This window comes from Brenneria uluponensis (genome assembly GCF_032395385.1).
Classification (GTDB): domain Bacteria; phylum Pseudomonadota; class Gammaproteobacteria; order Enterobacterales; family Enterobacteriaceae; genus Prodigiosinella; species Prodigiosinella aquatilis.
The window spans coordinates 1,397,528-1,415,839 of sequence record NZ_CP135917.1 but is presented as its reverse complement, the minus strand read 5'-3'; the positions used below and the strand labels follow the sequence as shown (position 1 = coordinate 1,415,839).

The following is an 18,312-nucleotide window of genomic DNA, read 5'->3' as shown; positions in this document are numbered from 1 at the left end:
GTTAATCTCAGTGGGACCTTTGTGGAGAATCTCTGATTGTATGTGAATAATCAGAGATTTTCTTTCTCTACAATCTCTGACATATCTTCCATATTTCCTTCATTTTTATCCTCTGATAACTGTTTAAACTAGTACCCTATGCGCATGCTTCTATGTAGTTACGCCAGTTCGTGTTTTATGGGGATCTCAACTCTTATATGAACGCCAAACGTGCCTTTCGCTTATTGACTCTGCTTGTTGTCGTTACTGCTGCTTTTTTTATCTGGCGTTATTTCCATCAACCACAAACTACAACAGCGCCGCCGACCGCCGCGACAAATGGAATAAACGCAACGCCTTCATCATCCAGCGGTAAGAGTGGTGGCGGACGGCGCCGACAAATGCCGCTACCACCGGTTCAGGTCGCGCTCTCCCAGAAAGATTCCGTACCCTACTATCTTTCTGGATTGGGCACGGTTACTGCCGCCAATACCGTGACCGTGCGCAGCCGGGTTAGCGGGCAGCTAATAGCACTGAATTTTAAGGAAGGGCAACAAGTAAAAGCCGGCGATCTGCTGGCTGAAGTTGATCCCAGGCCTTTTCAGGTAGAGCTGATTCAAGCTCAGGGGCAGTTAGCCAAAGATCAGTCTATTGCAGCCAATGCACGGCGGGATTTGGCACGTTATCAGCAGTTGGTGAAAACCAATCTGATCTCCCGTCAACAGCTCGATACGCAAGAAGCGGAGGTCAGGCAGTATGAGGCAACGGTCAAATCCGATCTGGGATCGGTCGCAAGTTCCCAGTTACAGTTGGACTATAGCCGTACTACCGCGCCTATCAGCGGTCGGGTTGGTTTAAAACAGATCGATGTCGGAAACTATGTCACCAGCAGTGATACCAATGGCATTGTCGTATTAACGCAAACGCAACCAATTGATGTGGTATTTACTCTGCCGGAAGGGGATATCCCCACCATACAGACCGCACAGAAGTCCGGACCGGTACTGGTAGAAGCCTGGAATCGCACTAATCAGCAGAAACTATCGCAAGGGTATTTGCTCAGCATGGATAACCAGATTGATAGCACTACCGGCACGATTAAGTTGAAAGCGCGTTTTGCGAACAACGATGACGCGCTGTTTCCCAACCAGTTTGTCAACATCCGGATGAAAGTGGATACCTTGCAAAACGTGGTTATTGCGCCATCGGCAGCCATCCAGATGGGCAATGAAGGCAGTTTTGTATGGGTGTTAAATGATAAAAACCAAGCCAGCAAACATCTGATCACCACAGGCATACAGTATGGTCAGCAAACTGTAGTGAAAACCGGCCTGAATGCTGGTGTTCGGGTGGTTACCGATGGTATCGACCGCCTGACAGAAGGCGTACATGTTGAAGTGCTGTCGTCTTCTGACGTCAAACAAAATACCACCGCTGCTTCTGACGACAAACATCCGGCTAAAAGCGCGGAGAAATCTTGATGCAAGACACCACACCAATAAAGGGTGGTGGCCCATCACGGTTATTTATTCTGCGGCCAGTTGCTACCACGCTATTGATGATTTCTATTTTACTGGCAGGAATTATTGGCTACCGGGCCTTGCCGGTATCCGCCTTGCCGGAAGTGGACTATCCCACCATACAGGTTGTCACACTCTATCCAGGCGCCAGCCCGGACGTAATGACCTCATCGGTCACTGCGCCACTGGAACACCAGTTCGGCACCATGTCCGGGCTGAAACAGATGTCCAGCCAAAGCTCCGGCGGCGCCTCAGTCATCACACTCCAGTTCCAGTTGGCACTCTCGCTGGATGTCGCCGAGCAAGATGTCCAGGCTGCCATCAACGCCGCCAGCAATCTACTGCCGTCTGATCTGCCCTATCCACCCATCTACAGCAAGGTGAATCCGGCCGATCCGCCGATCATGACATTAGCCGTCACATCCAGCGCCATGCCGATGACGCAGGTGCAGGATATGGTTGAAACCCGTCTCGCCCAGAAAATCTCTCAGGTTGAAGGCGTCGGTCTGGTTTCACTGGCAGGCGGTCAGCGCCCCTCCGTGCGGATAAAACTGAATCCCGGCGCATTGACAGCCTATGGGCTGACCGGCGAGTCAATACGTACCGCCATCACGGCAGCCAACGTTAATTCTCCCAAGGGGAGTTTTGATGGTCCCGCCCGGGCGGTAACACTTTCCGCCAACGATCAAATGCACTCGATTGAGGACTATCGACAACTGATCGTGTCCTTTAAAAATGGGGCGCCAGTTCGTTTACAGGATGTCGCCACCGTGGAACGGGCCGCTGAAAACACCCATCTTGCGGCGTGGGCAAACCAGCAGCAGGCCATTATTCTCAATGTTCAACGTCAGCCCGGCGCCAACGTCATCGCCGCAGCTGATCACATCCGCAATTTATTGCCGGCGTTGAAAGCCAGCCTGCCCAAGTCAGTGAATATCACGCTATTGACTGATCGCACCACCAATATTCGGGCTTCTGTCGACGATGTGCAGTTTGAGCTATTGCTGGCTATCGCGTTGGTAGTGATGGTTATTTATCTGTTCTTGCGCAACGCTGTCGCTACGCTGATCCCCAGTATTGCGGTTCCCTTGTCATTGGTTGGCACGTTTGCCGTCATGTATTTCCTAGGTTTTTCCATCAATAATCTGACACTGATGGCGCTCACCATTGCCACTGGTTTCGTGGTAGACGATGCGATTGTGGTGATTGAAAACATCTCACGCTATATCGAAAAAGGAGAAACCCCGCTTAATGCCGCCCTGAAAGGTGCTGGTGAGATTGGTTTTACCATTATTTCACTCACCTTCTCACTGATTGCCGTCCTCATTCCATTGTTATTTATGGGTGATATCATCGGGCGGCTGTTCCGCGAGTTTGCCGTTACGCTGGCCGTATCGATCCTCATCTCCGCTATTGTTTCGCTGACATTGACGCCCATGATGTGCGCGCGAATGCTCACCCCTCAGTCATTGCACCATCAGAACTGGCTTACTCAGGCCAGCGAGCGCTTTTTTAACCGTATTATCGCGGCTTATGGCCGCGCATTGACCAAAGTGCTCAATCATCCCTGGCTGATGCTAAGTGTGGCACTGAGTACGCTGGGGTTAACCATCGGGCTCTACCTAATCATTCCCAAAGGTTTCTTCCCGATACAGGACAACGGCATTATTCAAGGCACCGTGCAAGCCGCTCAGTCCATTTCTTTCAGCAACATGGCTCAGAAGCAACAACAAGTGACCGCCATCATCATGAAGGATCCGGCTGTACAGAGCATTTCTTCCTTTGTTGGTGTTGACGGTACTAACCCGACGCTGAACAGCGGACGGCTGCAAATCAACCTGAAACCACTCAGTGAACGTCATGACCGTATTCCGGCCATTATCGCCCGACTACAACAGCAAACAGCACAGCTTCCCGGCGTACAGTTGTACCTACAGCCGGTGCAAGATCTGACTATCGATACCCAGATCAGTCGGACACAATATCAGTTCACGTTGCAAGCCATGTCTCAGGAAGAACTGAGTACCTGGGTTCCGGCCTTAATGGGTGAGCTACAGAAGCTGCCGCAATTGAAAGATGTGAGCAGCGACTGGCAAGACCATGCTGCTGTCGCCTATGTCAATGTCAATCGTGACAGTGCCAGCCGTCTGGGTATCACCATGTCACAGATTGATAACGCCTTGTATGATGCATTCGGCCAACGCCTGATTTCCACTATCTACACGCAATCCAATCAGTACCGGGTCGTTTTGGAGAACAAGACCGCCAATACCGGACTGAATGCCTTGCACGATATCCGGTTTATCAGCACTGACGGCGACAGCATCCCTCTGGATACATTTGCCAGCATTGAAGAACGTCAGGGACCGTTGGCGATTAATCACATCGACCAATTTCCGTCCACTACCATTTCCTTCAATTTAGCTAATGGCTATGCCTTGGGTGATGCGGTGAAAGCCATCACGCAGACACAACAGCAGATGCATTTGCCCAGTACCATCACCACCCGTTTTCAGGGCAGCACACTGGCATTTCAATCTGCCTTGACCAGCACCGTGTGGCTGATCGTCGCGGCAGTGGTGGCGATGTATATTGTGCTCGGTGTGTTGTATGAAAGTTTCATCCACCCGGTGACCATTCTGTCCACCTTGCCAACAGCCGGTGTCGGTGCGCTGTTGGCACTGATGATGTCTGGCAGCGATCTGGATATCATCGCCATCATCGGTATTATTCTGCTCATTGGGATTGTGAAGAAAAACGCGATCATGATGATCGACTTCGCACTGGCGGCCGAACGTGAACAAGGGATGTCGCCTTATCAGGCCATTTATCAGGCCTGTCTGCTACGTTTCCGTCCTATTCTGATGACGACAATGGCGGCACTGCTGAGTGCGCTACCGTTAATGATGAGTACCGGTGTCGGTGCCGAGCTGCGGCGTCCACTCGGCATTTGCATGGTGGGTGGGCTGCTTATGAGTCAAGTGCTAACACTATTTACCACCCCGGTAATCTATCTGCTGTTTGACCGTTTGGCTCACCGCTTCCGCCGGTCTCAGCTTCAGGAGGGGGAAGCACAGTGAAGTTTTTTGCGCTGTTCATCCACCGTCCCGTAGCGACAACCCTGCTGGCATTGGCTATTACACTCTGCGGCATCATGGGCTTCCGGCTGCTGCCGGTTTCTCCCTTGCCGCAGGTTGATTTTCCGGTGATTTCAGTCTCTGCATCCCTGCCGGGAGCATCGCCAGAAACCATGGCTTCCTCGGTAGCGACGCCACTGGAACACGCACTGGGCGCCATTTCTGGTCTCAATGAAATGACATCCATGAGTTCTCTGGGTAACACGCGCATTATTTTGCAATTTAATCTGAACCGCGATATCAATGGCGCGGCACGCGATGTGCAAGCCGCTATTAATGCGGCGCAGAGCCTGCTTCCCAGCAGTCTTCCCAGCCGTCCGACGTACCGTAAGGTTAACCCCTCGGACGCGCCGATCATGATCCTGACGTTAACATCGGAAACCTATGGTCTGGGTCAGCTCTATGACTTTGCCTCGACACAGTTGGCGCAGCGTATTTCTCAGTTGGACGGGGTTGGCGATGTGACTATCGGCGGTAGCTCACTGCCTGCCGTGCGGGTCGCGCTCAATCCGCTGGCGCTGTTTAACCAGGGCATCTCGCTGGATGACGTCAGGCTGGCCATTAGTCAGGCGAATGTACGCCGACCGTTGGGGAATGTTGATAACGCCGTGCAGAACTGGCAGATCCAAACCAATGATGAGCTGAAAACAGCGGCAGCATACCGGCCATTGATTATTGATTATCACAACGGTTCCCCCGTTCGACTCAGCGATGTCGCCACGGTTAAGGACTCGGTCCAAAACACCCTGAATGCCGGGATGACCAACGGGAAACCCGCTATTCTGGTGATCATCCGCCGGTCGCCTGCCGCCAATATCATTGCCACCGTCGACAGCATCCGCGCAGCATTGCCGGAATTTCAGGCCAGCCTGCCGGCGGCAATTTCGCTCAAGATTGCGCAGGATCGTTCCCCGACCATCCGTGCGTCTCTGTCGGAAGTCGAGCGTTCATTGGTGATTGCGGTTTTACTGGTGATTCTGGTGGTCTACCTGTTCCTGCGCTCCGGTCGCGCGACGCTGATCCCGGCGATCGCCGTGCCGGTATCGTTGATAGGAACGTTTGCGGCCATGTATCTGTGTGGTTTCAGCCTGAATAACCTTTCGCTGATGGCGTTGACCATCGCCACCGGGTTTGTGGTGGATGACGCGATTGTGGTGCTGGAAAATATTTCCCGCCATATTGAAGCGGGAATGAAGCCTCTGGAGGCCTCGCTGCAAGGGGTACGTGAAGTCGGTTTCACCGTGGTGTCCATGAGTTGCTCTCTGATTGCCGTGTTCATTCCCCTTTTACTGATGGATGGATTGCCAGGTCGGCTATTCCGGGAGTTTGCCGTCACGCTTTCCGTGGCTATCCTCATTTCGTTACTGGTTTCTGTGACGCTGACACCAATGATGTGTGCTCACTGGTTACATTCTCATCGTCGCCACAGTCAGCCACGCAAACAAGGATTCGGCCGATTACTACTGGCGCTGCAACAAGGCTATGGCCGATCGCTGATGTGGGTACTGCGCCATACTCGCTGGATCATGCTGCTATTGTTGGCGACCATTAGTCTCAGCGTCTGGCTGTATATCAGTATTCCGAAAACCTTTTTCCCCGAGCAGGATACTGGCCGGATAATGGGATTCGTGCAGGCTGATCAAAGCATTTCGTTTCAGGCCATGAAAACCAAATTACAGGATTTCATGGCCATTATCAGGTCCGATCCGGCCGTGGATAACGTTACCGGCTTTACCGGTGGAACGCGAACCAACGGTGGTTCTATGTTTATCAGCCTGAAACCCTTGTCCCAGCGTAATGCCAGTGCCCAGCAGGTCATTGCCAGATTGCGGGTAAAACTCGCCAAAGAACCGGGTGCGAGCCTGTTCCTGTCCGCTGTACAGGATGTGCGTATCGGTGGCCGTGAGGCCAATGCCAGCTATCAGTATTCACTGCTCTCCGACAACTTAAACGCATTGCGAACCTGGGAACCTAAAATTCGCGCCGCATTCAGTAAACTGCCACAACTCGCGGACGTCAGTTCTGATCAGCAGGATAAAGGCGCAGAAATGGCGCTGGTTTATGACCGGGACACCATGGCGCGTCTGGGCATCAGTGTTTCCAGTGCTAACGCGCTACTGAACAATGCGTTTGGCCAGCGTCAGATATCAACCATTTATCAGCCGATGAATCAGTACAAGGTGGTACTGACCGTTGATCCTGCCTATACACAGGATGTCAGCACACTGAAAAAAATGTTTATCATCAACGATGCAGGCAAACCTATCCCATTGTCCTACTTCGCGCACTGGCAACCGGCCAATACACCGCTGGCGGTCAATCATCAGGGACTGTCTGCCGCAGCAACCATCGCCTTTAACTTGCCGGAAGGCGCTACGCTATCCGAAGCCACTACCGCCATTGAACATACGATGGTATCGCTAGGCGTCCCTTCCAGCATACGCGGGCAGTTTGCCGGCACAGCGCTGGCCTTCCAGCAATCCCAACATTCACAGGTTGTGTTGATCATCGCAGCAATTGTCACGGTGTATATTGTGCTGGGGATTTTGTACGAAAATTATGTACATCCACTGACCATCCTCTCAACCCTACCTTCAGCCGGGGTTGGGGCACTGCTGGCCCTGGAAGCATTCAACAAGCCCTTCAGCCTGATTGCCTTGATAGGCATCATGCTGCTGATTGGTATTGTGAAGAAAAATGCCATCATGATGGTGGACTTCGCCCTGGTGGCGCAACGATCGGGTAATCTCAGCGCCAAAGATGCCATCTTTCAGGCTTGTATGCTCCGTTTTCGCCCCATCATGATGACCACAATGGCGGCCCTGTTTGGTGCGCTGCCGCTGGTACTCAGCAGTGGCGATGGTTCGGAATTACGCCAGCCGCTGGGGATAACTATCGCAGGCGGTCTGGTAATGAGCCAATTGCTAACGCTTTATACCACACCGGTGGTGTACCTGTTTTTTGACCGATTGCATCTGCGTCGACGGAAAGCACCGGTAATCAGCACAGTATCCTCGTGATCGAAAACATGTTGTAACTGGATAATCTCAAGGAGTACCCCGAAAGATGATGAATCAGCCCGCGTCCGTCCGCTGGCAACTATGGATTGTGGCTTTCGGTTTTTTTATGCAAACGCTGGATACCACCATCGTTAACACCGCGCTGCCTTCTATGGCCATCAGCCTGAATGAAAGCCCATTGCATATGCACTCGGTGATTGTGGCCTATGTACTGACTGTCGCAATTGTCTTACCGGCCAGTGGTTGGCTGGCCGATCGTATTGGCGTACGCAATATTTTCTTTTCAGCCATCATCCTTTTTACCTGCGGTTCGTTGTTATGCGCCCGTTCGGAAACCCTCAATGAGTTGCTGCTGTCACGGATGGTTCAAGGGATTGGCGGCGCCATGATGGTTCCCATCGGACGCCTAACCGTCATGAAAATAGTGCCGCGCGATCAATACATGGCAGCCATGACGTTCGTGACATTGCCGGGGCAAATCGGTCCGCTGATGGGGCCGACATTAGGCGGCATACTGGTGGAATACGCCAGTTGGCACTGGATTTTTCTGATCAATCTACCAATAGGCATTATCGGCGCTATTGCCACGCTGATGCTGATGCCCAATTACACTATGCAGACCCGACGTTTCGACATACACGGTTTTCTCTGCCTTGTCATTGGGATGGCCACACTGACGCTGGCACTGGACGGACAGAAAAGCCTGGATATGTCATCCTTACTGCTGATCGGTCTGGTGATCACCGGCAGTTTGTCTCTATTTGGTTATTGGCTGCACGCACGGAACAATAAGCATGCCTTGTTCACACTGCAACTATTTCAGACCAACAGCTTTACCATCGGTCTACTGGGCGGTTGGGTAGCTCGTATCGGTAGTGGTATGTTGCCTTTCATGACGCCAGTGTTTTTACAACTGGGGCTGGGATACTCTCCGTTCCATGCAGGATTGATGATGATTCCGATGGTGCTCGGTAATATGGGCATAAAACGGCTGGTGGTGAACATCGTCAATCGTTTTGGTTATCGCACCATACTGATCTCATCTACACTGTCACTGGCACTGGCCACTTTTCTGTTCGCCCTGGTCGCCTTGATGAACTGGCGTTGGCTAATGCCTCTGGTGCTGTTTATCGTGGGGATGACCAACGGTATTCGTTTCTCCACCATGAATACCCTGACACTGAAAGACTTGCCGGATGAACTAGCCAGCAGCGGTAATAGTTTGCTTTCAATGTCAATGCAACTATCCACCAGTATAGGCGTCAGCATAGCTGGCCTGTTGCTGGGCGTCTTTGCTCATCAGCATCTGGTACCGGGAGCGCCGGAAAACCATATTGTTTTTCTTTATACCTATCTGAGCATGATGGCCGTCATGGTTCTTCCGACGTTGATTTTCAGCCAGGCGCCGGGCGACAACATCAAGCAGGCTACATTGCCGCGCCGTTAGTGAGGTCATCATGAAATTCGGTATCACCGTAAAACTCTTTCTGGCCATTTTCGCCACCTGCATGCTGGTGGTGATCACTATGCACTTGGGTATACGTCTCAGCTTCGAGCACGGGTTCATCGACTACATTAAAAATGAAAACGAACAACGAGTATTACAGCTGCGGGAAACGCTGGAAGACCAATATCAGCAATATGGCAATTGGGATTTCTTGCGTAACAGAGACCGGGGAATGTTCAGAATGAGACGGCCCATGGTGCAAAACGGGGAGGAAAGCCTGCAAAGCTGGCATACCCGATTATGGGTGTTTGACCAGCAGAAAAACAAACTGATTGGTTCACCGGTGACACCGCCTGAAGACAGCCAATGGCAACCACTCACTATTAAAAATCAAACCATTGGCTGGATTGTGGCAGCACCGCTGGAGAGGCTGACACGTAACGCCGATATCAGTTTTGATCATCAACAACAGCGTACCAGCTGGCTTATCGTCGGCTTATCCACCTTATTGGCAATCATCGTCACCTGGTTGATGTCTCGGGGTTTACTGGCCCCAGTGAAACGCCTGGTCAATGGTATTCATCGGTTGGCTGCGGGTAATTTCAGCGCCCGTGTCATGGTCACCAGTCGTGATGAACTTGGCATGCTGGCGCAGGACTTCAACCATCTCGCCGTCGCGCTGGAAAAAAACGAGCAGTCACGCCGGGACTTTATGGCCGATGTGTCCCATGAATTGCGAACGCCGCTAGCCATCCTGCAAGGTGAACTGGAAGCGTTGCAAGATGGCATCCGTCAACCCAGCGCTGATTCATTCCGTTCATTACAGGCAGAAGTCGCAGTACTGACCAAACTGGTGGATGATGTACACCAGTTGTCACTCTCCGATCTGGGGACGTTGTCCTACCGTAAAAAACCGATCGATATGGTGAAATTACTTCAGGTATCAGTCGCGTCCTTTGCCGATCGGCTACAGCATAAACAGATAACGCTGGTGACACATTTCCCGGCTGAAGCCTGGATATTTGGTGACCCACATCGGCTGAGTCAGCTATTTAATAACTTATTGGAAAATAGTCTGCGCTACACCGATAATGGCGGCCAACTCCACGTAGACGCGGAAATCACACGGGAGCAGTTGCTGATTCGTTGGCAAGACAGCAGCCCTGGCGTCACCGATGAACAGCTATCACTCATTTTTGAACGATTTTACCGAGCCGACAGTTCCCGTAACCGTGCCAGTGGTGGTTCAGGCCTTGGCTTGGCTATCTGCTCCAATATCGTTGAGGCCCATGGCGGACACCTGTATGCTGAACATTCGCCACTGGGAGGCCTGCTAATGACTATTAAGCTTCCTTTACACGCAGCCATGTAGAAACACTATGACAACCACCGAGTTTTCAAGTACCGAAACGCTGCCTGTCTTGATCGTTGAAGACGAGCCCAAGCTGGGACAATTGCTGGTCGATTACCTTCAGGCCGCGGGTTACCAAACACACTGGCTCATCAATGGTAATGACGTACAACCCTGGGTAAAACAGCATCCTGCCTCGCTGATACTGCTTGATCTGATGCTGCCCGGCTGTGACGGTTTGAGCATTTGCCGCGACATTCGGCAATTTTCCAATATCCCGATTATTATGGTCACCGCCCGAACGGAGGAGATAGACCGCCTGCTGGGACTGGAGATCGGCGCAGATGACTACATCTGCAAACCGTTCAGCCCACGAGAAGTGGTCGTGCGGGTCAAAACACTGCTGCGCCGTTGCCGCTGGCAAAACGAACCGCTTCCAGAAGGAGAGAAGCCTCACTTACTGATTGATAAGCGCCGCCATCAGGCCAGTTATCTCGGGCGCCATCTGGATCTCACCCCGGCGGAGTTCCGTCTGCTGGAGACGCTCTCTGCCGAACCGGGTAAAGTGTTCTCCCGCGAACAGTTGCTGGATAACCTTTATGATGACTACCGGGTGGTAACTGACCGGACCATTGACAGCCACATCAAGAATCTACGGCGTAAGCTGGAACAACTCGATCAGGAAACCTCTTTCATTCGCACGGTATACGGCATCGGTTATCGCTGGGAAGCCGCCATCGGCCAGGAAACGTAATATCAGCGACATGCGCCAGTTTCCCTTTATGCTGTCAAATAAATTGCCCAATTCATTTAAAAATTTACGATTTTATCTTTCTCCACAGCGGTTAGCATTGCCACACCGGCAATAACAATCGGAATGGGGAAAATCATGTCAGGTTTAGTCAATGGTCAGTGGGTTAATGGTGAGATCGCGGCAGAAGAGATCAAAAATGGCGCGTTCCATCGCCAGACAACGACGTTTCGGGAAACTGACATCACCCCACAAGCAGGACGCTATCAATTGTTTGTTTCCTATCTTTGCCCGTGGGCATCCCGCACCCTGATTTTTCGTAAGCTGAAAGCGCTGGAATCAGTGATTAGCCTCTCCATCGCCGAACCCCGTATTGGTGAGCAAGGCTGGGAATTCAATACGCCACAAGATGTCGGAGAGCGGATAGCCCCCATCCATTATCTGCATCAACTGTATACCGCCAGTGATGCGCATTACACCGGCAAGGTTTCCGTGCCTGTATTATGGGATCGTCAGGAAGGACGCATCGTCAATAATGAATCAGCCGACATTATTCGTATCCTGAACAGCGCCTTTGATGGATTGACCGGCAACACACTGGATTTTTATCCTCCGGCGTTGCGAGAAGACATTGATGCCTGGAATGCGCTGATTTACGACAACATCAATAACGGCGTCTATAAAACCGGCTTTGCCAAAACACAGCACCACTACGATCAAGCCGTGGTGGCGCTGTTTGACACGTTGAATAAGGTGGAAACCCAGTTGGCGACGCATCGCTATATTACTGGTGATACACTGACCGAAGCTGATTGGCGATTATTCGTGACGTTGGTACGGTTTGATACCGCCTACCATGGCGCGTTCAAATGTAACATTCGCCGGCTTGAAGACTACCCGCATTTGTCAAACTATCTGCGCGAACTGTATCAGTGGCCGGGTGTCAGCGACACCGTCAATCTTGAGCATATCAAAATTGGGTATTACAGCATTCTGTGGCTTAATCCCACCGGGATAGTGCCACAGGGGCCACACATTGATCTTGAACGCCCCCACAACCGTGCCGGGGTGGGTCGTTAAGCTGCCGTTTCCACGATCCCCCCTGCACGGCGTGGATTTATCCGCTTGTCAGCAGACTTTCTGTGTGCCATCTGCTGATTTTTTACCGCATAAGCGTTAGAATCGCCGCCTTTACTGCTCCCGTCCGGGGGCAGCCTGACTTGTGATCAGACTTGAGAGACATCATGTTTAAACCGGAATTACTTTCTCCGGCCGGTACGCTGAAAAACATGCGTTACGCCTTTGCTTACGGCGCAGATGCTATTTATGCCGGTCAACCCCGTTACAGCCTGCGTGTTCGTAATAACGAATTCAATCATCAGACGTTGGCCGAGGCGATCAATGAAGCCCACCTGCTGGGTAAAAAATTCTATGTAGTGGTGAACATCGCCCCTCACAACGCCAAGATCAAAACCTTTCTGCGGGATTTGCAGCCAGTAATTGAAATGAACCCGGATGCGCTGATCATGTCTGATCCGGGACTTATCATGATGGTACGGGAAAACTTCCCACACATGCCGATTCATCTTTCCGTACAGGCCAATGCGGTAAACTGGGCGACGGTGAAATTCTGGCAGCAGATGGGACTTAGCCGCGTGATTTTGTCTCGTGAACTATCGCTGGAAGAAATTGCTGAAATACGTACCCAGGTTCCAGACATGGAGCTGGAAATTTTCGTCCATGGCGCGCTTTGCATGGCTTATTCCGGACGTTGCCTGCTTTCCGGTTATATCAACAAACGCGATCCGAATCAGGGAACCTGTACCAATGCCTGCCGTTGGGAATACAAAGTACAGGAAGGCAAAGAGGACGATGCCGGTAATATCGTGCATATCCACCAACCGATCGCTGTAACCAATGTGGAGCCGACGTTGGGCATTGGTGCACCAACCGATAAAGTCTTCATGTTGGAAGAGAGCCAACGCCCTGGTGAATACATGAGCGCTTTTGAAGACGAACATGGTACTTACATCATGAATTCCCGCGATTTACGTGCGATTCAGCATGTGGAGCGCTTAACCCAGATGCAGGTTCACTCCCTGAAAATCGAAGGGCGAACCAAATCCTTCTACTACTGCGCTCGCACCGCACAAGTCTACCGCCGCGCCATTGATGACGCTGTTGCCGGAAAACCCTTTGATCCCACCCTTCTGCAAACCTTGGAAGGGCTGGCGCACCGCGGTTACACCGAAGGTTTCCTTCGTCGCCATGTCCATGAGGATTATCAGAACTACGACTATGGTTACTCGGTCTCGGACCAACAGCAGTTCGTTGGTGAATTCACGAGTGAACGCCGTAACGGGCTGGCTGAAGTGGCGGTGAAAAATAAGTTTACCTGCGGTGACAGTGTGGAAATGATGACGCCGGGCGGCAATATACAATTTACCGTGGAAGCGATGCAGAATGCCAAAGGTCAGGCTATTGATGTCGCACCCGGTAATGGTCATATCGTTTATCTGCCTGTACCGGAAGATATCTCGCTGGAATATGCTCTGTTGCTGCGCAATCTGCCGGGAACAACCACCCGCAACCCGCATGCGAAATAACAAACATTAAGTGTAAACAGCATGACTTTTAACATTTATTAGAATCAGATCACATCAATTGGCCTGACGACTGGTTACTATTGCGGCGCTGAGAAAATACAGAACGAAAAATAAGCGTAGTAAATACTACTAGGAACCACCTCCTTGGCCAGCTCAATCTCCCTTGAGCTGGCTTTTCTTTTTCGACTTATCGCTACATCTACGTTTCAGCGCTAACCATGACAACCGCATCCGACCACACCGGCCTACCGGATTTTCATCGATAGAAATCGAAAGCCCATTCTTCAACTACTCACGCTTCAAACGTTGGCTGTTAGCCAGATAAAGGGCTACCACCAATATCAGAATCGACGCGGCATAAACCAGGGTATAGGAGGGATTGTCATGATCGACAATAATCAAGCGCACGATAGCGGTGATACCGATATAAAGAAAATAACGTAGCGGGAAATGGTATCCCGACTGAAAATACTTCACGATCAACGCAATAAATTCAAAATACAGGAAATAGACCACCAAACTGTCAATCAGCATGTAGGAAGAGTCTTTCTCATTGCTGATCATTAACGCTGTCGCCAAATGGAGAGTTTCCTTACCAAGGAACACCACCAGAATAACAGCCAATAGCAACAATCCCACGCTGAGTATCACCTGCAATCCTCGTGCAATCATCACCACGCGTGTTGAACCCACCATTCATCTACTCCTTACCCAAACTGCGCCAAATAATATGGACGATTATTGTCTGCCTACCGCAGCTTAAATTGTTGGCACATCAGTGTAACGATAATTTGACACAGATCACAAAAATATTGGGGGCCATCAACACCGTCTAGATCTTTTTTTTATTATCTATCTGATTTTATTATGCCTTACATACCATAGGCTACCACCAGCGGTGGAAATGGTGTACCGGACCAATTCCCTTCCCGACCTCCAGTGAATCCGCCTGCTCCAGCGCTCCTTGCAGATAGGCTTTGGCTGCCATGACGGTGGCAGGCCAGTCGTTATAACGCGGGCGTAGCGCCGCCAGTGCTGCCGACAAAGTACAGCCAGTACCGTGAGTATGACGGGTATGGATACGGGGCGCGGTGAAACGTACCGGCTCGCTTTGTACCGAGAATAACCAGTCCGGACTCTCCTCATCACTCAGGTGCCCCCCCTTCATCAGCACCGCCTGACACCCCATCGCTAACAGTGCTTCCCCTTGCTGACGCATCTCCTGCTCATTGGCTGCGGGAGAACACGCCAGCAAGGCCGCCGCTTCCGGTAAATTGGGAGTGATCAGTGAAACCTGGGGTAATAACATCTGCCGAATGGCGTCGACCGCGTCAGCCGCCAGTAATGGATCACCGCTTTTCGCCAGCATTACCGTATCCAGCACCACATACGGCACGACATAGCGCCGCAAACGCTCGGCCACCACCTCGACAATATCAGTCTGAGCCAGCATACCTATTTTGGCGCTATCAATGCGTACATCGCTCAATACAGAATCCAGCTGAGCTGCGACAAAATCAGGCTCAATCCGGTAAACCGACTGCACACCACACGTATTCTGTGCCACCAGTGCGGTGATCACACTGGTGCCGTAAGCTTCCAGTGCGGAGAACGTTTTCAAATCGGCCTGAATACCGGCACCACCGCTGGGATCCGTACCGGCGATGGTCAGTGCGTTGATGCGTCTCATACCAGATCCTCCGCACGCAGGTGATATAAGTGGTCAAGAAACGCCGGGATAAAACTTCCCGGCCCTTGTACCTGTACTGATGCTCGTCCTCCAGCCAGTGCCATCACATGACACGCCGTCGCCACATGCGGCAAACGGTCACCGGCCAGCGCACAAAAGGCCGCAACCACCGCAGATAGCGCACAACCGGTTCCTACAACCCGTGTCATTATTTTATCCCCGCCGGGAATAGCCCAGTCACGATCACCATCCGTCACGTAATCCACTTCGCCCGTCACCGCGACAACGGTAGCAATACGACGCGCCAATTCACGCGCGGCAGGCAATGCCGTTAACGAATCGTTGGCGCTGTCCACACCGCGCCCCTGAATGTTTAGCCCGGATAACGCCATGATTTCGGAAGCGTTTCCCCGAATGGCGGCCGGTTTGAGTTGCAGTAGTTCACGGGCAAATTCAGTACGAAAAGTCAGCCCGCCAACCGCCACCGGATCGAACACCCACGGTGTTCCAGCCTGATTGGCACTGTTCACCGCGGCCAGCATAGCATCCGCGCGATCGCGCTCCAGTGTACCTACATTGATGAGCAACGCATCGGCCACCGCGCTGAATTGCGCCGCTTCGCCGGGATCAACCACCATCGCGGGCGAGGCGCCCAGCGCCAATAAGACGTTGGCTGTAAAACTTTGTACTACATCATTGGTCAGGCAGTGGACTAACGGCGCCAGATGGCGGAATTGAGTCAGGGAATCTGCGGCAACAGCGGCAGACAACAGCACAGGTCGAGCGTTCATAAATCTCCCAACCAGCATATCAAGAAGGCGGTAACCGATGAGATACCGTGACTTCCCTACGCTGGCATTATCCAGATCAGGTTATACGGGTAAATTCTCAGCCACCGCAATTAATGCAAAGGCACCCCGAGTCAGCAACGTATTATTGAAAGTGAAAAGATAAAGGTCAATAGCTGTCTACACCACCGGCTATAACACCAAAATCCTTATAAATCAAAAAATAACAATCATAATTATTTTTTATCATTGCCAATGGTGCTAGATGTTATAGCGTTAAATCTGGCATTGTGCCGGGAAATCATCAAACGGACGGCATACCCGTCGGCCATCGTCGGTCCGATGGTATACCGCTTCTACGTTGTACCCGTCCGGATCACGGACAAACGCGGCGTAATAGTTGGGATGATACTGGGTACGCAGACCGGGCTGGCCATTGTCGACGCCACCCGCCGCTATCGCCGCGGCAAAAAAGGCATCTACATGTTCCTGGGACGCAACGCTGAAGGCGAAATGCACTCGTGGGCGAGTGAGAACCTCACCGTGGAAAATCCAGAATTCACCACCAGGATCAGATGAACAACCGTACCCCGTCAGCACACCGAAGCTGACGGCAAATTTCATATTCTTGACCAGCTCATACCCTAATGGCCGCAGCGCCTGTCCATAAAACCGCCGACTACGGCTCAGATCCGATACCGGAATACTCAAATGATCCAGCATGCTTCCCCCCTGACGACGCAATCCAATGATTTTCCCTCACTCACTACAAATAATGGCAGGTTGAGCGGAATAACCAACATAGCCGCGTTCCCAACGGGAAAATATGATCCAGATCTATAAGATAACGCTTAGTTATTCAGTAAAAGTGACTTTTTATTAACTGTGCCCCACCAACGCAGACGACAGTAGTAAGAGAACGCGAGGAACTGTCTGGCGATGGTGATACTGGGTTATATTCGGCTACTTATCAGACGATTACCCAATTAAGAGATACCGTCTGGCTCAAGGTGGGATACCGCATCCAGGCGGAGATATCATGAGGTTGCATAATCACATTCAGGCAGAATGATCGTCCGAATATCACACCGAAGCAGCAATGAACTCCCGCAACCATTGATGCGCGGGATCGCGATGTAAACGTTCATGCCAAAGCATAAACATCTCGAAACCGGGTACCTCAAGCGGCGGTTCAACAACCTGTAGCAGCGAGTTATTCCTCACCAGACGTGAGGGTAACATCGCCACAAGATCAGTATTCGCCAACACTGACAGAACAAACAGGAAGTGAGGTACAGAGAGCACAACCCGGCGCGTCAGACCCATCGTCGAGAGCATATTATCTGTAATACCCTGAAATCCGCCTCCATCCGGCGATACGATCACATGGTCAAGCGCACAGAATTGCTCAAGCGAAGGCCGTTTTTTCAGACGCGGATGGTTAGCTCGGCTGGCCAACACATAACGTTCCGCAAACAGCACACGACGGCGCAAACCGGAGGGGGCGCCCCCACTGGAGTGAAAGGCCAGCGCGATCTCTCCCTGCTCTGCTTGCCTGGCAATACGTGACGGTACCGTTTCAACAATGGCCAACCGGGTGCCAGGTGCCGCTGAACGTAATCCGCTCAATGCAGGCTGTAGAATTGTCGATTCGCTGTAATCAGAAGCGGCCACACACCATGTCTGTGTGGCCATTGCGGGATCAAAGGGCGCGGACGGTAATATGGCGTGCTCAAGGGACTCCAGCGCTTGCCGCAGGGGTTGGCGTAATTCATCCGCTCTGGCGGTTGGCTTCATCCCCCGTGGACCCGGTAACAACAAGGGATCCCCAAAGATATCTCTCAATTTGGCAAGTTGAACACTGACCGATGGCTGGGAGAGATTCAAACGCAACGCCGCCCGGGTCACATTATGTTCCTCAAGCAATGCATCAAGAGTCAGTAACAGGTTGAGATCCAGCCGTCTGAGATTAGTCATGGCAATACCTGGTATGTTTTAAATTCATTTCTATGATACCTGATGG

General features: G+C 51.7%; 13 protein-coding genes and 1 riboswitch. Of the genes, 8 read left to right on the top strand and 5 right to left on the bottom strand.

The features are described 5' to 3' along the window. Nucleotides 1–197: 197 nt before the first annotated feature. The 8 genes from RS889_RS06475 (at nucleotide 198) to trhP (ending at nucleotide 13,811) form a co-directional block, all read left to right on the top strand. Nucleotides 198–1,460, top strand: a complete 1,263-nt coding sequence (locus RS889_RS06475) for an MdtA/MuxA family multidrug efflux RND transporter periplasmic adaptor subunit (RefSeq protein ID WP_315709862.1) — start codon at nucleotides 198–200, stop codon at nucleotides 1,458–1,460. Next, nucleotides 1,460–4,579 carry an MdtB/MuxB family multidrug efflux RND transporter permease subunit gene (locus RS889_RS06470; RefSeq protein WP_315709861.1) on the top strand — a complete coding sequence of 1,040 codons (3,120 nt, stop codon included), beginning with the start codon at nucleotides 1,460–1,462 and terminating at the stop codon, nucleotides 4,577–4,579. Before RS889_RS06475 ends, RS889_RS06470 begins: the two co-directional genes overlap by 1 nt. Beyond that, nucleotides 4,576–7,656 (top strand): multidrug efflux RND transporter permease subunit MdtC, encoded by a 3,081-nt coding sequence (gene mdtC, locus RS889_RS06465; protein WP_315709859.1) that lies wholly within the window; start codon nucleotides 4,576–4,578, stop codon nucleotides 7,654–7,656. Before RS889_RS06470 ends, mdtC begins: the two co-directional genes overlap by 4 nt. Before the next feature lie 46 nt (nucleotides 7,657–7,702). Further along, nucleotides 7,703–9,103 (top strand): MFS transporter, encoded by a 1,401-nt coding sequence (gene mdtD, locus RS889_RS06460; protein ID WP_315709858.1) that lies wholly within the window; start codon nucleotides 7,703–7,705, stop codon nucleotides 9,101–9,103. A gap of 10 nt (nucleotides 9,104–9,113) precedes the next feature. Continuing rightward, entirely contained in the window at nucleotides 9,114–10,475 is a 1,362-nt protein-coding gene (gene baeS / locus RS889_RS06455) for an envelope stress sensor histidine kinase BaeS (protein WP_315709857.1), read from the top strand. Between the two features lie 7 nt (nucleotides 10,476–10,482). Continuing rightward, entirely contained in the window at nucleotides 10,483–11,208 is a 726-nt protein-coding gene (gene baeR / locus RS889_RS06450) for an envelope stress response regulator BaeR (protein ID WP_021016835.1), read from the top strand. A 135-nt stretch (nucleotides 11,209–11,343) separates the two neighbouring features. Then, nucleotides 11,344–12,285, top strand: a complete 942-nt coding sequence (locus RS889_RS06445) for a glutathione S-transferase family protein (protein ID WP_315709856.1) — start codon at nucleotides 11,344–11,346, stop codon at nucleotides 12,283–12,285. 164 nt (nucleotides 12,286–12,449) lie between these two features. Next, nucleotides 12,450–13,811 carry a prephenate-dependent tRNA uridine(34) hydroxylase TrhP gene (gene trhP, locus RS889_RS06440; protein WP_315709854.1) on the top strand — a complete coding sequence of 454 codons (1,362 nt, stop codon included), beginning with the start codon at nucleotides 12,450–12,452 and terminating at the stop codon, nucleotides 13,809–13,811. Between the two features lie 288 nt (nucleotides 13,812–14,099). On the opposite strand, the gene psiE is transcribed toward trhP, so the two are convergent. The 5 genes from psiE to RS889_RS06415 form a co-directional block, all read right to left on the bottom strand. Continuing rightward, complete coding sequence (gene psiE, locus RS889_RS06435; protein WP_021016838.1) at nucleotides 14,100–14,507, bottom strand: phosphate-starvation-inducible protein PsiE; 408 nt, start codon at nucleotides 14,505–14,507, stop codon at nucleotides 14,100–14,102. 190 nt (nucleotides 14,508–14,697) lie between these two features. Then, complete coding sequence (thiD, locus tag RS889_RS06430; RefSeq protein WP_315709853.1) at nucleotides 14,698–15,501, bottom strand: bifunctional hydroxymethylpyrimidine kinase/phosphomethylpyrimidine kinase; 804 nt, start codon at nucleotides 15,499–15,501, stop codon at nucleotides 14,698–14,700. Beyond that, nucleotides 15,498–16,292, bottom strand: coding sequence for a hydroxyethylthiazole kinase (gene thiM, locus RS889_RS06425; protein WP_315709851.1), 795 nt, complete (start codon nucleotides 16,290–16,292; stop codon nucleotides 15,498–15,500). Before thiM ends, thiD begins: the two co-directional genes overlap by 4 nt. 36 nt (nucleotides 16,293–16,328) lie before the next feature. Beyond that, a riboswitch (TPP riboswitch) is annotated at nucleotides 16,329–16,431 on the bottom strand. Between the two features lie 134 nt (nucleotides 16,432–16,565). Further along, nucleotides 16,566–17,012 carry a VOC family protein gene (locus RS889_RS06420; protein ID WP_315709849.1) on the bottom strand — a complete coding sequence of 149 codons (447 nt, stop codon included), beginning with the start codon at nucleotides 17,010–17,012 and terminating at the stop codon, nucleotides 16,566–16,568. A 360-nt stretch (nucleotides 17,013–17,372) separates the two neighbouring features. Beyond that, nucleotides 17,373–18,266, bottom strand: coding sequence for a LysR family transcriptional regulator (locus tag RS889_RS06415; RefSeq protein WP_315709847.1), 894 nt, complete (start codon nucleotides 18,264–18,266; stop codon nucleotides 17,373–17,375). Between the last annotated feature and the right edge of the window lie 46 nt (nucleotides 18,267–18,312).